Raw genomic sequence first — 14,622 nt, forward strand, 5'->3', positions numbered from 1 at the left:
AAACTTACTTGATTCGGCTGAAGGTGAAATTCTCATCTGAGTTCGTAAAGTTGAGGCTTTCATTGTCTGTTACCGTGACAGTTGCGCTAAACATGGGGCTATCTTTATCATATAAGCCGCCCGGACCGTCTGCTTCGCTAGTGATGCTGGTGACGGTGAACACACCACCATTGAGGCTAAAGCGACCAAATTCGCCGGATGTGGCCATAACCGCTTCGCCATTGTAGGCTTCTTGGTTATTGCTGTGCACAATCACATATTGATTATTTGGTAGTATGGTTAAGATGTTATCGCTGCTGATGTCATCTTCTCTCAAGTACCAAGCACCCACCATTGCATTACTGCTGTCGGTGATTTTGCTAAATTGAACCTGCTCACCGGCTTCATCAGCGAAAGTGATGTCTAGAGTCGTTTGTGTGGCCTGAACTTCGAGAGTGATTGAGCCAAAGTCGTCTGCTAATCCGCCGGAATTATCCGATTCACTGATTACGTTAAGCGCCAACATTTGCGTGGCAGGATCGTAGGTATAAGTCCCGTATTCTGCCGAGCCTGCAGGTTGGTCGCCATCGTCAGGGATGTCGGAATGTTCGTGCACTATGATGTAGTTGTTATCGTTGAAGAAGGTCAGCACATTGCGCTTTCCTGCGCCTTCACTCAATAACCAACTGCCGGTCAATTGGCCTTTTAAGGTATCGGTAAAGTGAGCCTGAGCGGCTTCTTCGGTGACTAAGGTTTTACTAATGCTGGTTAAAATGGCGCTAGCGTCTGCGTCAAAGCTATCACTGCTGACATCTAATCCTGTGCCGACAAAAGCATCCTTACTGCTATCGCTAATGGTTATACCATCAGAGAGATTGCCGTTTTCGTCTAGGCTTTGCAGCAACTGCAAAATGTTAACCGTGGTGGTGGTAGCGAGTCCGCCACCGATATCAGCTGGCGTCACTTGAGCAGCTGCTTTGACGGCTGGAAAGGTGAGATCGCCAAGGTAAAAGGTGACCGTTTCACCTTCTAAATAGGTAAATTTGCCACCTTCTGTGGTCACACCTTCACTAATGGTTGCGGTGCGATAATTCATGCCGATAACGGGACTATCTAGAAAGACACCCGTTTTGGTTTGTGGTGTCGGGGTAGATGAATCGCTACTGCCGCCGCAGCCAGCCAAAGCAAGTGCCACACATCCTGTTAGTAGTCGTATTTTCATATGTGCTCCAATCGGTTTTTATTTTGCACAAGGCAACCCTTGTCTTGTCATCCAAGCTTAGTATTTCATCGAGAATTTTGCCCAACAATACCCATATGGGTAATGCTGTTAACATTTCTCACATTTATTTGACATTGCCGAGTGGGGGTTTAATACTTTTTGCGCAGTTGACTGCTTCTAGGTTGATGGGTGGATATGAGTCAAGTTGATCAGATTGATATTGTAAAACAGATTTACAGCACCATTGAAAAGCCAGAGCTATGGCAAGAGGTGTTGGTCCGCCTGAGTGAAATATTAGGGTCTTCGCACGCATTTATTGCTAGCCGATCGAGTGTTGATCATTCGCCGTCTCGGTTTGTTGCCCATGGCTTTGAATCTGGCCATTTTGAAACCTATCAAGAGCATTTCTATAAAGTAGATTTGTGGACGCAGGGATTGGCACAACATGATGCCAACCAGTTCCATGCTAGCCATTTGGTTTGCAATGATAAGGATTTTGTTGGTTCCGAAATTTACTCGGATTTTGCGAAGCCTGCGGCAATCAGAAATTCAATTGGCTGTTTACTCGCTAAACCGGATAGCCCATTGATCACCGAAATTGCGTTTATGTCAGGGCCTGACACGGCTTACTATTCTCAGCAGCAGGTGGCGGCGGCCAATGCCTTTCTTCCTCATATTGATCACGCTCTGGGAATGTCACTGCGTATGCAGCAGGCCAACGCGGCAGGCGCTCAAGATGCGTTACTGGATGTGTTGCCTGAAGCCATTTTTGTTTGTGACCACCATGCTGAGCTGCGTTACTTGAATGCATCGGCTCAAGTTTTATTGTCTAGCAGCACGTTGTTTCAATCATCGACTTTCTTTTCACGTCGATTAAGCTTCGCTTCAGCGCAGACAGATGCTCAATTTAAACTCGGTTTAAATCAATCCGCCGCTATCCTTGGCGCAGAGTTTGATAAGCGTTTTTATGCTTGGGATGCGCATATTGTTTATCGAGTGACATTAAAGCCTTGGTTTTACCAAGTCGTGACACCGATTGGACCACACAATGTCGCTTGTTGTTTAGTGGTGGTGCAAGCTTGCGCGAGTCGGTCAAAAATTCATCCTCAAGAAATCATGTCTTTGTTTTCATTAACCTTAGCGGAAGCAGAAGTGACCAGTTTACTTTGCTCTGGCTCTTTGGTTGATGAAATTGCCGTGCTACGTGCTGCAACCAGCAACACGATTCGACAGCAGATTAAAGCGTGCCTAGCGAAGACCGCAACCCGTAATCAGGCTGAACTGGTTGCTAAAGTCATTCGGAGTTTTACTCTGAGTTAGAGCGCTCAAGTGAGCAGAGTTCAGCAACCAAGCCCTCTTTCGCATCTAAAATAGGGGCGAAGAGCGCCCCTTGAATGTGCTTAACTCAACTCTCTTGCCACTCGGCCTTGGCTGGGAAATGACGGGTAAATAATCAGCCCTTCAGCCTCGACTTCTTTTCCTCTTGCTCAATAAGCAACGACAGTTGCTTTAACAGATAGGTTTTTATATCTTCCTGCAAGGATACCATTGAAAAGTGCTCCTTACTCTTCTCTGGGAGATATGGCCGTATTTCTTCCATCGCTTTTTCAACCGCTTTCTTATCGGGTTCGCTAAGCCCGCCTAAAAAAAAGTCCTCTTCCACCTGTTTTGCAATATATTCGTCATATTGCTCTAATGTTTTGATCATCGCCCAGGCACGAGTGGTATCCTCATACTTGTACATAAGGTAAAAAGTGTAGAGTGAAATCCAATCGCCCTTTGGCAATACTCTGTTTAAAGTAAACTGGTAGAATTCATCTTCTCTGCCTAGGTAAGAGTATGCCAGTCCAAAGTATTTTTCGCTCGCCAAAATCTCGGGGATAATTTGTTCATCAACATTCAGCTCAACGTCATAACCGTTTTTGCCATACATGCTGCTTACTAAACGCATCAGCGGAGAAGGGGAATGTTCCGTATCCAGCCAGTAGAACCCGGCAAGATCACGGTTAGGCTCGTAAGGTAGTGACATCAGAGAAAAAGCGATAGTTTCTCTGACTAATGGCACATCAAAATGAGCTAACAGTGCCAGCTTGTTAAGCGTACGGTCCCACTTTTTCAGTTGATCTAATCTGGCCTGATGACTACCGGAAAAATCGAACTCCAATGAGGCCACCTGCTCTTTAAAGAAACGCAGACGGCTGACGTTACTCATTAGCTCTATTTCATTAAATAGCTCTTTATTAAACACGCTGCGACAAAAAAGTGGTCTGCTAAAACTATAGAGCCCTTTTTCAAACTCTGAAGAGTACTGCCTACCTTTGATATTCTCGGCGCACCAACTAATATTTTTAGCTTCCAACAGCCAATTGTTGTATAAAATGTTCAGCCATAAGTAATCATTACCGTACAACTCCATCAGCCGGCGCGCTTTTTTAAGCCTCTCTGCTGCCATCAAAGCGTCATCATCGTCACCAGATAACGAGATAGGCTTCCGCAAATAATACGCCATAGCGACTTGAAGTGCCCTGATATCTCCTCTATCTGCAAGTTCCAATATCTGCGGGGTATAGCGCTGCTTTATATCATCAGAGAGTTGCAATTTTTCAAGGCCTTTATCACGGCTATATTGTGTTGTTTGCGGCACGGTATTGGACAGAACGATTTTTGCTCTGGCGGAAATAGAGCCAGCGACCGCTTTTTCAACCAGAGTCGCATAATCCTTATTCAGCTCCCACTGAGCATCAAAATTACCAAGCTTTGCAAAGTGGTAATTAATACGCTCAAAACGCCCCTCTTTTAACTCAATGCCGGGACAGCCACCACTCGCTATATAATGATAATAATAATAGTTCGATGGCTCGGTCGTTTTCAGCTCTTCCAAATCATTGGTATAGCGTTTATCACAAGCCTGTTGAACCGGCAGAAAATCCTGGCTCACGGCAGGAAAGCCTATCGCCACACAGAGCGTGGCACAAAAACACAGTACTCTTCGTTTCATTTTTCTCTTTAGCTTACATTAGGCAGCACCCAGACTCTGCCCAGAGTGTCAGTGGTTATTACAGGCGGTTTGAGATTGCGCCAAAGTTAGACTGCTGAGCACTGGCCTGTTTAAAGTCAAAGCCAACCAAAGCACCTAAAGAACCTTCTGAAGCGAAGCTGGACATCGCCTGTGAAAGGTTGTTTAACTGAGCAGACTTACCTGTTGGCCTGCATCCCAGCCTGATCCTATCATTGCGTGGATTCAGTTGCATAGTGTTGATATTAATTAAAGGCTCGGTTCCACGGCCAGGACGACCGCTACCGCTATGGGTTCCATTTCCTCGCGACTTACCCCGCTTCAGTAACCGACAGTTCTCCGCGTCAAGATTATAAGCTTTGCTGGATATTAAATTGCCCAGCTTTCCAAGGATTTTCAGTTGTTCAAACTTGCCCTCGCGAGTGTTGATCGTCTCAGAGAGGATTTGGCATGCGTTGCATTAAGCGGTAAAACGGAAGCATCAATGCAGTGTAATGTGGTAACTCTTAAAGCGGACACGATACTTTATGGATAACGTTTCGCCGTTTCCCCGCGGTGGTCACGTACGACAAAAGTGAAGCATAATTAGCAACAGTTATTTAGTTATTGTCAGGCTTAAAAAGTTCTAATCATTTGAAGTTCTTTCACATCCAAAATAGGGGCGAAGTGCGCCCCTCGAAGGTGCTTAACTCAACGCTCTTGCCACTCGCCCTTGGCTGGTGATGGTGTAGTGTTCACAGTAAGCGGGAATGAAAACCGATTGGCCCTTTTTGAGCAAACAACGTTCGCCATTGGCGTGGTTGAGTTCGAGATCGCCATCCAGAGGCAGCAAGATTTCCGCGCTGGAAACGTTGATCGTCAGCGTCTCTGCGGGCGGTAAAATCGCAAATTGAAAATCGGCGACAGGAATCGGGTAGTGCAGACTGCCATCACTCAGGTTTGGCTCAAGGCGCAGTTGTTCCAACGGCTTGTGTTTGAACTGAGTGCACGCCACCAATTCATCAATATCCATGTATTTTGGTGTTAAACCCGCGCGCAACACATTGTCGGAGTTGGCCATGATTTCTAAGCCCGTGCCATGCAAATAGGCGTGCGGGGTCTCGGCTTGCAAGAACATCGCTTCACCCGGTTGTAAGGTAATCACATTGAGCATCAATGGTGCGAATAGGCCGATGTCGTTGGGGTACTGTTTTTCCAGTTCAACAATCAAAGCAAAGAGCGGCAAATCAACCTGTTTTGCTTGGTGGATCAAGGCCTCTACGGCGTTGGTTTTCGCTTCGCCTTGCAATGAGAGTAAGCCAGAGAAAAAGTCACTCAACCCTGGTTCGGTTGGGGCATTTGAGAACGCATCCACGAGGGAGCTCAACTCGTCAATCGCCAGCTCGGTGAAGACATTGAGAATTTCATCGATAGCGCGAAAGCCGTTCATCGCTTGGTATTCGGTAAGCGCATAAACCAGCTCTGGCTTGTGGTTTGGATCTTTGTAATTGCGGTTGGCGGCGGTCAACGCAATACCTTGCTGCTCTTCACGGGCAAAGCCCAATTCAGCTTGCTGCTTGTTGGGGTGCACCTGAATCGACAGCGCGTTTTCAGCGGCGAGAATTTTAAATAGATAAGGCAGCTCCCCAAACTGTGCGGCGGTCTGCTCACCTAAAATCAGCGCTGGATTTTGCGCAATAAAGTCAGACAATTTAACTTGCTTACCTGCCATCGTGACGCATGAACAACCATTGGGATGCGCTCCCATCCACAGCTCGGCTTGGGGTTCATTGGTTGGATTTTCGATGGCAAACAATTGCTGCATGGCGGTTTTGCTGCCCCACGCATAGTTTTGTATCGGGTTGGTCATAGGGAAAAACACCGCCTGCGGCAGGGTTGCTTGCGAAGCTAGAATCTCAGACATCTTTCTTGCCTTCAGAAAAGTTATCTTTAGAAAAGTGACCTTCAGAAAAGTCACCATCGAAAAGATGGCTTGAGCGTGCGCCCAAGCCATACGGTGAAAATAGGGGAGTTAAGCGGTTGCGGCCGCCAGTTTTTGTGCGCGGATTTTCTTCAGCGTCACGCAAGTGATCGCAGTGACACCCGCACCTGAGGCCATACAAACCAGCGCAAGTAGTGGGTAGTTCATCGCGCCAAGCAGTGCCACCACAGGGCCACCGTGCGCCACGCTGTTGGTGATGCCGAAAGAGAACGCCATCACTGCAGCAACCATAGAACCCAATACGTTGGCAGGAATAACCGACATCGGATCTTGCGCCGCAAATGGAATCGCCCCTTCCGAGATACCGACTAAGCCCATTGCGCCCGCCGCTTTACCTGCTTCAATTTCTGACGATTCAAATAAATCGAACTTGCGACCCATCGCGGTGGCGAGTGCCATGCCAAGTGGTGCAACCGGAATGGCACACGCCATCGCGCCCATGAATTGGGTTTGGCCACTGGCAATCATGCCGACAGAGAACAAGAACGCCACTTTGTTGAATGGGCCACCCATGTCAAAGCCGGCCATCCCTCCCAGCACAATGCCCAGCAGAATCACGTTACCTGTACTCATGCTGGTGAGCAGGGCGGTTAAACCGTCCATTAAGCTGGCAATAGGGGCGCCGATGACAAAGATGAACAGACCAGCAATGAACAGCGATGCGGTGATAGGTGCGATCATGATCGGAACAAGTGGTTGAATAAACTTGTGGTAGTTGATTGAGGTGATCCACTTAACGAAGTAGCCAACAAGCAAGCCTGCGATGATGGCACCAATAAAGCCTGTTCCTGCTTCAGCGCCGTAGAAAGAGCCGTTGTTCGCAATCCAACCACCGATTAAACCCGGAGCCAGTGCTGGTCGGTCTGCGATTGCGTAGGCAATGTAACCCGCCAAAATCGGGATCATCAGTGTGAAAGCAACCACGCCCACTTCAAGAATTTGGTTCCACATACTGCCGGGAGGAATCGCCATGCCCGCTTCGGTTGGCTCGCCACCGACCGCAAGGGCTAAGGCAATCAGAAGACCCCCTGTGACCACGAATGGGATCATGTGAGACACGCCGTTCATCAAGAAACGATAGAGATCAGAGCGCGCTTGGGACGCTTTGTTCGCCACCGACTGCGTGCTGGCACTTTCGGCTTGGTAGCTTGGCGCGTTTAACGCTTCGTTAATCAGCTTCTGAGCGTCGCGAATGGGTGCTTTGACGTTGGTTTTGACAACACGTTTACCGGCAAAGCGCGCCATGTCGACCTGCTTGTCACACGCGACGACAATCGCCTCTGCGCGTTCAATTTCTTCTGCGGTTGGGCTGTTTTTTACCCCAATCGAGCCGTTGGTTTCCACTTTGATTTGGTAGCCCAACGCCGCCGCGCCTTTTTCCACTGCTTCTGCCGCGAGGTAAGTGTGGGCGATGCCTGCAGGGCAACCCGTCACACCGATGATCAACCCTTTGCTCTCCGATGGGTGGGTGTCTGGCGCAGGTTCAGCCTTTTTCAGCAATAGCTGCAGCGCCTGCTCGGCGTTTTCGGCATTAAGGAATGCGTCGATGAAGCCTTCTTCGATCAGCTTGGAAGAAAGTTCAGCCAACACTTCAATATGGTGGTTATCGCCTCCATCGGGGGATGCGATCATGAAAAAGAGTTTGGAAGGCAAACCGTCTTCTGCGCCGTACTCAATGCCCTGTTTGCTCACGCCAATGGCGACGGCAGGTTGGGTCACGGCGGCACTTTTCGCATGAGGGATCGCGACGCCGTCTTCAAATCCAGTGTTGCCTAACTCTTCACGCGCTTGGATGTCTTGCAGGAAGGCCGCTTTATCTGAAATACGTCCTTGCGAATGCAGGATGTCAATCAGCTCTTCAAAAACGGCTTGTTTTGTATTTGCTTGCAGATCAAGCTGAATTAAATTGGCATTAATCAGTTGGTTGATCATAGAAACCTCTGTGTTTTGTCTTTTTTATCCCGCGCCGACCTCACGCTGCTGCGCCAAGTGGCCTGGGTATTTGTCAGAGGTATTGTTTAATTTTGCGGATCGAGCGAGTAGTGAAGAAATAGAACATTTACTGGACAATTGTATCGGTATGAGTTGAATGTGATTTGGATCGCTATGAGATTTGGTGAGTGTTTCTGCCTCTAAATTAGTCTTTGTTAACGTTAAATTTCTGTTATTTCATTAAGTTAAAGTGTGTTTGTTGTTTTTAAATAAGAAAATGGGCACTAGAGAATTGGTGCTGTGACTGGATTTTTGTATCATTTGGCTGGGAGTGTGATTTCGTTCAAGGAGCGCTGGTAAGAATCGTTGTATACCTTACGCCGAAACGAATTGAGCAATGCGATGAGAGACGAGAGATGATGTTTGATGATTTGATTTCATCGGTACTAAATGAACGTGAATCCTTTCATCATATTTGGTTCGCTGGTGATTTTCATACGCCACCTGAATTTAGCTATCAGGTTAACTTTCCCCGTTTGGAGTTAGTCTTGGATGGGGAATACATTAATGAAATGGAAAGCCACGATCGCAAAGTAAGCAAAATTGTCGCCAAAGCGGGTGATGCGATTTTTATTCCTTCTAACTGCTGGAATAAGCCGAATTGGGATACCGATTGTTCGGTGCTGAGTATGTTGTTTGGTCGCCGCCAGTTGGGGCTCAGTTTGGTGAGCAAACGTAAAGGCGAAGCCAACTTTTACGATATCCAAAAGCACAGTATCCAAACCCGTTCAGGTTTTGCCATCGATAACATCTTAGAAGCTCTGAGCTCATTGGCGCGTGAAAATCACAAAAAGCCGATGGACGAGTTGTTGCTGCAAGCCTTGCTGCAATACGCCAAAACCATGCTCAATGCCCCCGTTGAGCAGTCGCACAACCGCGTGCAAGATCTCTATCAAGGGATCTGCATTTATATCCAAGAGAATTTCCATCGGCCAATTACCCGAGAAAGTATTGCATCGCGTTTTAGCATCTCTGCCAATCATTTATCGCGGCTGTTTCGCCAGCAAGGGCATATGACGTTGGCCGATTACATCACTTGGGTAAGGGTGGACCGCGCCAAGTTTATGCTCAAGAAGTATAACTTTAAGCTCAATGAAGTGGCGCTGCGCTGCGGGTTTAAGGATGTGAACTACTTCTGCCGCGTGTTTAAAAATCGCACGGGGCGCACACCAACCGATTACCGCGCCTCAATTTAGCAGGCGCGACATGGCGTACATCAGCAGCGCTTGCAGATCGACGCCACTGCGAGTCAGCAGTAGCCTCTCAACCATCTGATCACACAGTAAATTACGCGTTAAATTGGTCGCGGCGATGATCTGCTCTCGATTGGGTTTGCTTGGCATCACCAAAGCAATGGCTAAATGCACGTCGCCCATTTTGGAAGCCCAATCCATCGATTCGTCGTTTTTGATCACCGCCACAGCAATGTGTTCAATGCCTTCAAACATCACATGAGGGATCGCGATGCCGGGTGCAACGCTGGTGGAAGAACGCTCTTCTCGCTTGATAAACGCCAAAATCAGTTCATCGGGCGAAACGGGGTAGATCAGTTGCGCTAACCCTTTCAAACACTCGAATTTGGTGAGCTCGGTGTGTGCTTTGGCATAGTGCCATTTGACCTCGGCAGGTGGGCAAATTTGCGGTAGACGCTCGGCCAGATGGCTGGAAAACTCATAGTTGATCTTTGAACCGACCACGGTGAAGTGATCCGACAGCATGTCTTTAATCACAAAGCAGGCGAGTTCGGCATCAATGCCAATGGCGGTGATTTGGCAAAAATCCCCTTCTTGCAACCCCACTTGCAGTACCGCGAGTGACTTTGCCAGTTCTGCGCTGCGATTTTGCGTGATATTGATGATGTGTAGCGTGCTTTTGAACTTTCGCGCAACACGAGACAATGGCTGGGCCACATGAGCGCTGGCGTTAACATCGTTCACCAAGAAGGTGACTTGATATTCATGCATCATGCAGGTGTTCAGCGACAGTGGACAAGAAACACTTTGTCAACGTTGAGCAGCACATCTTCGATGGAGAGTTTCACCACGTTCATGCCTTCAAAACGTCCAGGCTGTTCGATTTCGATATCTGAGACAATCAATACCTTATCCGCATGGGCCACGTCATAAGGCGTCAGTTGGTTTTCGATCCCCATCGCACCTTGGGTTTCGACTTTGATCTGCACATTGTACTTTGGTGCGGCTTTGGTTAATGCATCGGCCGCCATGTAGGTGTGCGCAATGCCCGTTGGGCAAGCGGTGACCGCAACAACTTTCATCGGACTATCTCGTGGTAACGTTTGGCGGGATATTAGCACAGCGTAAGGCAAATGCGGCTTTTTCGCAGCAGACCCAGTTCACAGTTCGCTTTTGATGTTACAAAAATCCAGTTATTGCATCTTTCGTCCTATGTTTTGAAACCGCTTGGCTGGTTAATCTAGGCCTACGCGCGCGTGCGCGAACTAACGCACGCCTCAATAACATGGACAACAGTATGGACAACGCAAGGTAAAGCCATCGTGGATATGACCAACCTGATCGAACCCGAAGTCATCTGCTTAGATCTGAACGCCAACAGCAAAGAAGAAGTGCTGATTGAATTGGTGGAGTTGTTGGATAAAGCGGGGAAATTGACCGATAAACAGCAATTTTTAAAGGATATTTGGCTAAGAGAAGAGATTGGCAATACCGGTTTTGAAGAGGGAATTGCCATTCCCCACGCCAAAAGTCACGCTGTTGCCTTACCCGCTGTGGTGGTGGGGATCAGCCGCCAAGGGATTGATTATGGCGCGGAAGATGGTCAGCTTTCCGACGTGTTTTTTATGCTCGCCTCCCCCGATGGCGAAGATCATCACCACATTGAAGTGTTGGCACAAATCTCCAGTAAATTGATTGAAGAGGGTTTTGTTGAGAAGCTCAAAGCCGCGGAAAATGTCGATCAGGCGCGAGCGTTGTTTGTGGACCACAACGGTGCAAACACCACGCAAGGGCATGGCATGGGTGAGTATGTTCATCAGCCGCTTAGCCCGATGGCGCAACGCGTCGCGCGTATTAAGGAGCATTTGCTGTTTGGCACCTCTCATATGATGCCGTTTATTGTCGCGGGCGGGGTGTTACTGTCGCTTTCTGTAATGATCTCCGGCCATGGCGCCGTGCCAGAGCAGGGGGTATTAGCGGACATCGCGCAAATGGGCATTGCTGGCCTAACCTTATTTACCGTGGTACTTGGTGGTTACATCGCCTATTCCATGGCAGACAAACCGGGTTTAGCGCCGGGGATGATTGGCACTTGGATTGCGGTCAATCAATACCATACGGGCTTTTTAGGTGCGATCATTGTGGGCTTTTGGGCGGGCTTTGTGGTGCGTCAGCTGAAAAAAATCGAACTGCCCGACAGCATGAGCTCGCTCGGCTCCATTTTCATCTATCCTCTGGTCGGAACGTTCATCACCTGTGGCGCGATCATGTGGGTGATTGGCTCTCCTATCGCCAGCAGCATGTTATGGCTCAATCAATTTCTGGCCTCGATGGCCGATTCTGGCAAAGTTGCTTTAGGCGCAGTACTGGGGGCGATGACCGCGTTTGACATGGGCGGGCCAATCAACAAAGTCGCCACGCTGTTTGCCCAAACGCAAGTGAACACCCAACCTTGGTTGATGGGCGGGGTCGGCATCGCAATTTGTACCCCACCATTGGGGATGGCGCTGGCCACGCTGTTGTCACCCAGTAAATTCAAACGTGATGAACGTGAAGCGGGTAAAGCGGCTGGCATTATGGGCATGATTGGCATCAGTGAAGGGGCGATTCCGTTTGCGGCGGCAGATCCCGCACGTGTGCTGCCGGCGATCATTGCTGGTGGCATCGTCGGCAACGTGATTGGCTTTCTCTTCCAAGTGCTCAATCATGCACCTTGGGGCGGCTGGATTGTGCTTCCTGTCGTTGATGGGAAAATTGGCTACATCGTCGGCACGATTGCTGGTGCCATGACCACGGCGCTAATCGCCATTGCACTGAAGAAAACCGTCAATGAAGACGAGAATTCGCCAGGCGATACCTTGGCATACTCTTCGGTAGTGGGGGAGGGGCAAGCCGATATTCTTGCCGTCACTTCGTGCCCTTCTGGTGTGGCACATACTTTCTTGGCCGCGAAATCGCTGGAAAAGGCGGCATGCCTGCTCGGAGTGAAAATCAAAGTGGAAACGCAAGGTGCCAACGGCATCATTAATCGAATTACCGCTAAAGATGTTCAAAGGGCCAAGTTGGTGATCTTCGCCCACGACGTCGCCATCAAAGAACCCGAACGTTTCAAACACATCAAAGTCATCGACGTCACCACCAAAGATGCGATTTTGAATGCCGCGGCATTGATGCAGATGAAACGTTGATGGGGAAGAAGGGGAGTTTAAGCCCCTTGCTCTAAATAATCAGTGAGATGGAATGATGAAATGACAATTTCTTCTGCTCTCAAAGCATCATCTAAGCACAACGCCATATATGAGTCATTCCATCCGTCGTGAGTAAAGTCGATGACTAAGTAGAAGTCATTATTAAACAAAAAACAATAGTGATTTTTTAACGATGTCAAGCTACGTGAGGATTCATATTTTACATAATGAGTAGATATTTTGATATCAGGTATTTTTACCAATGAAAGATCTATTTCTTCTTGAATAAAAGCATTTCTAACTTCTTCATTTGCAACGGATGCTTCACTATATTGCTCATGTATTTGACGTAATTGGTGTTTATTATATCCTCTTCCAGTCTCAGAGTCATAATTATCAGCATTATAAAAACCATCGTATCTATATTCAATGTCTTGTTTTATATCTTCTAACTCCCTATGCTTTTTCAAATTGTCAACATAAGGAACTAGCTTTAAATTGAATATTAGCTTTCCTAAAAAACTATAACCCATAGGGTAAGGAAATAATGTATGATATTGCCAATCTAAAAAGTCGATTAATATGTATTCTTCATGCTTAAAAGAGTTTAGTTCATTGTTCAATACATCGAATTCTATTTTGTTTTGTAAGTGTTTTTTATTACTAATCCCTTCATGAAATCCTAATGGTATTTTAATTTCGCAAATTAAATCCCCAAGGCGATATAGTTTACTTTTGGATTGCAATATATTAGCACCAAATCGATATTTCTTTTTTAAAAATGAAAGTATGCTCATTTAGTATTTGCCTTTTTTCTCGTATTTTGAGATTAAATTGGCTCTTTTTTCAAGCCCCAATTCTCTTAGTTGCCTCTCGTAGGTCCTAAGACCAAGATAAGGAAGCGTGTGTGGACTTCCTCCTTCTGTTGTTGAGTGGAGACATGCACGGATCAAGTCCGGATTTGAACTTAGCTTTAACTTAGTTAAGCTTGTAATTCCATTGAAAGCTATTATATTTGGTACGAAGTCACCCGGATTTGCGCGTAACTTTTGAACATTCATTCTAAGACTTTTTGCTAATATAGATAAAATTGAGTAATGGCTCCCTGGGGCATGCACTGCAAGCTCATGTCCTTCAAGCGATAATCCTGGCCTCTTTAGTAGTACTTGCTCTAGAGCTGATCGAAATATTATTGCCCCTTGACTGTGTACGGTCCATTTTACTTTTCTTTTTTCGGATTGTGCTTTTAATATTAGAGATGCTAGTTGTTGAGAATTTCTACTTTTAAATATCCTAGTCTTATCGAAAAGGCATTCAACTAAATCATATCCAGCTCCATCTGTAGGATTATGAAACAGGTTGTATCTAGCTACGTTATCATCTTGATATGCGATATCAGTATGAACACCCATCAACTTAGCTGCTGTATTATAATCATTGTTCATACCATTAACGGCCACATGTTCTCGGTTTATTTTTGGAACAATCCTTGAACCATTTGCATTCCAAGCCTCTAAAGCATTTTGTACATCTTTTTTGAGACAATTTTCTTCGCTATATCTAGCTTTTCCTACTTTTTCAATATCGTATAACAAAGTACGTTGATGCTTAGATTCAACACGTCGACCATGTAATGATGTATCTAAAACAATATCTTCAATTACTATTGTTCCAGAATCTGTCAACCTGTAAATTATCATGAAATGATAATTTTTGAAAGGGTTGATATTTCTTGCTATGCGCCAAAATGGATTTGCTTTATGTTTTACAAGGCATGCACTATTTGGATTTTTTATTACATATTTAATATCTTTAATAACGTTCTTTTTATCAAAGTCAGTCATTAATTTAAAAGCCATCAGAGCTTGCCTAGTTAAGTTAATTTCTCCATCACCGAGTATTTTGGGATTTATTCCTAGCTTTGCTAAATGTGAACAGCTTTCATTGATAGGTATTACATCTCTAGCATTGCTAACAGTTGGATTTTGGTTTATCAGTTTCCAAGTCATAAAATGATCTCGCTAATTTAAAATCTGTAAACTATCAAATGA

11 protein-coding genes are annotated in these 14,622 nt (G+C 46.5%); 3 read left to right on the forward strand and 8 right to left on the reverse strand.

Going from position 1 to position 14,622, the window contains the following annotated elements; genetic code table 11:
* Positions 1–4: 4 nt before the first annotated feature.
* A complete protein-coding gene (locus LZU85_RS01680; protein ID WP_237286209.1) occupies positions 5–1,201 on the reverse strand; it encodes an adhesin in 1,197 nt (398 codons plus the stop codon).
* Between the two features lie 195 nt (positions 1,202–1,396).
* Here LZU85_RS01680 and LZU85_RS01685 point away from each other — a divergent pair, with 195 nt between their 5' ends.
* A complete protein-coding gene (locus LZU85_RS01685) occupies positions 1,397–2,521 on the forward strand; it encodes a helix-turn-helix transcriptional regulator (protein WP_237286210.1) in 1,125 nt (374 codons plus the stop codon).
* 133 nt (positions 2,522–2,654) lie between these two features.
* Here the strand turns inward: LZU85_RS01685 and LZU85_RS01690 are convergent, their stop codons facing one another.
* From LZU85_RS01690 to LZU85_RS01700, 3 genes are all read right to left on the reverse strand, one after another.
* Positions 2,655–4,199: a hypothetical protein gene (locus tag LZU85_RS01690; RefSeq protein ID WP_237286211.1), complete on the reverse strand. Its 1,545-nt coding sequence runs from the start codon at positions 4,197–4,199 to the stop codon at positions 2,655–2,657.
* Positions 4,200–4,902: 703 nt separating this feature from the next.
* Positions 4,903–6,120 carry a mannose-6-phosphate isomerase, class I gene (gene manA / locus LZU85_RS01695; protein ID WP_237286212.1) on the reverse strand — a complete coding sequence of 406 codons (1,218 nt, stop codon included), beginning with the start codon at positions 6,118–6,120 and terminating at the stop codon, positions 4,903–4,905.
* Between the two features lie 108 nt (positions 6,121–6,228).
* Positions 6,229–8,130, reverse strand: a complete 1,902-nt coding sequence (locus LZU85_RS01700) for a PTS fructose transporter subunit IIABC (protein ID WP_237286213.1) — start codon at positions 8,128–8,130, stop codon at positions 6,229–6,231.
* Positions 8,131–8,546: 416 nt separating this feature from the next.
* On the opposite strand from LZU85_RS01700, the gene LZU85_RS01705 reads away from it, so the two are divergent.
* Positions 8,547–9,386: a helix-turn-helix transcriptional regulator gene (locus LZU85_RS01705; protein ID WP_011082233.1), complete on the forward strand. Its 840-nt coding sequence runs from the start codon at positions 8,547–8,549 to the stop codon at positions 9,384–9,386.
* Here LZU85_RS01705 and LZU85_RS01710 read toward each other — a convergent pair.
* Positions 9,378–10,157, reverse strand: a complete 780-nt coding sequence (locus tag LZU85_RS01710; protein WP_047111565.1) for a PTS sugar transporter subunit IIA — start codon at positions 10,155–10,157, stop codon at positions 9,378–9,380. The genes LZU85_RS01705 and LZU85_RS01710 overlap by 9 nt on opposite strands.
* 8 nt (positions 10,158–10,165) lie before the next feature.
* On the reverse strand, positions 10,166–10,465 hold the full coding sequence (locus LZU85_RS01715; protein WP_015727454.1) for a PTS fructose transporter subunit IIB: 300 nt from the start codon (positions 10,463–10,465) through the stop codon (positions 10,166–10,168).
* 240 nt (positions 10,466–10,705) lie between these two features.
* On the opposite strand from LZU85_RS01715, the gene LZU85_RS01720 reads away from it, so the two are divergent.
* Positions 10,706–12,571, forward strand: coding sequence for a fructose-specific PTS transporter subunit EIIC (locus LZU85_RS01720; protein WP_237286214.1), 1,866 nt, complete (start codon positions 10,706–10,708; stop codon positions 12,569–12,571).
* Between the two features lie 17 nt (positions 12,572–12,588).
* Here the strand turns inward: LZU85_RS01720 and LZU85_RS01725 are convergent, their stop codons facing one another.
* Complete coding sequence (locus LZU85_RS01725; RefSeq protein ID WP_103193672.1) at positions 12,589–13,368, reverse strand: hypothetical protein; 780 nt, start codon at positions 13,366–13,368, stop codon at positions 12,589–12,591.
* A complete protein-coding gene (locus tag LZU85_RS01730; protein ID WP_103193673.1) occupies positions 13,369–14,580 on the reverse strand; it encodes a hypothetical protein in 1,212 nt (403 codons plus the stop codon).
* Between the last annotated feature and the right edge of the window lie 42 nt (positions 14,581–14,622).

Source organism: Vibrio floridensis, from assembly GCF_021852965.1.
Taxonomy (GTDB): Bacteria; Pseudomonadota; Gammaproteobacteria; order Enterobacterales; family Vibrionaceae; genus Vibrio; species Vibrio floridensis.

Coding starts and splice junctions, on each gene's coding strand:
- LZU85_RS01680 (WP_237286209.1), bottom strand. CDS start 1,201: ATGAAAATACGACTACTAACAGGATGTGTGGCACTTGCTTTGGCTGGC.
- LZU85_RS01685 (WP_237286210.1), top strand. CDS start 1,397: ATGAGTCAAGTTGATCAGATTGATATTGTAAAACAGATTTACAGCACC.
- LZU85_RS01690 (WP_237286211.1), bottom strand. CDS start 4,199: ATGAAACGAAGAGTACTGTGTTTTTGTGCCACGCTCTGTGTGGCGATA.
- manA (WP_237286212.1), bottom strand. CDS start 6,120: ATGTCTGAGATTCTAGCTTCGCAAGCAACCCTGCCGCAGGCGGTGTTT.
- LZU85_RS01700 (WP_237286213.1), bottom strand. CDS start 8,130: ATGATCAACCAACTGATTAATGCCAATTTAATTCAGCTTGATCTGCAA.
- LZU85_RS01705 (WP_011082233.1), top strand. CDS start 8,547: ATGATGTTTGATGATTTGATTTCATCGGTACTAAATGAACGTGAATCC.
- LZU85_RS01710 (WP_047111565.1), bottom strand. CDS start 10,157: ATGATGCATGAATATCAAGTCACCTTCTTGGTGAACGATGTTAACGCC.
- LZU85_RS01715 (WP_015727454.1), bottom strand. CDS start 10,465: ATGAAAGTTGTTGCGGTCACCGCTTGCCCAACGGGCATTGCGCACACC.
- LZU85_RS01725 (WP_103193672.1), bottom strand. CDS start 13,368: ATGAGCATACTTTCATTTTTAAAAAAGAAATATCGATTTGGTGCTAAT.
- LZU85_RS01730 (WP_103193673.1), bottom strand. CDS start 14,580: ATGACTTGGAAACTGATAAACCAAAATCCAACTGTTAGCAATGCTAGA.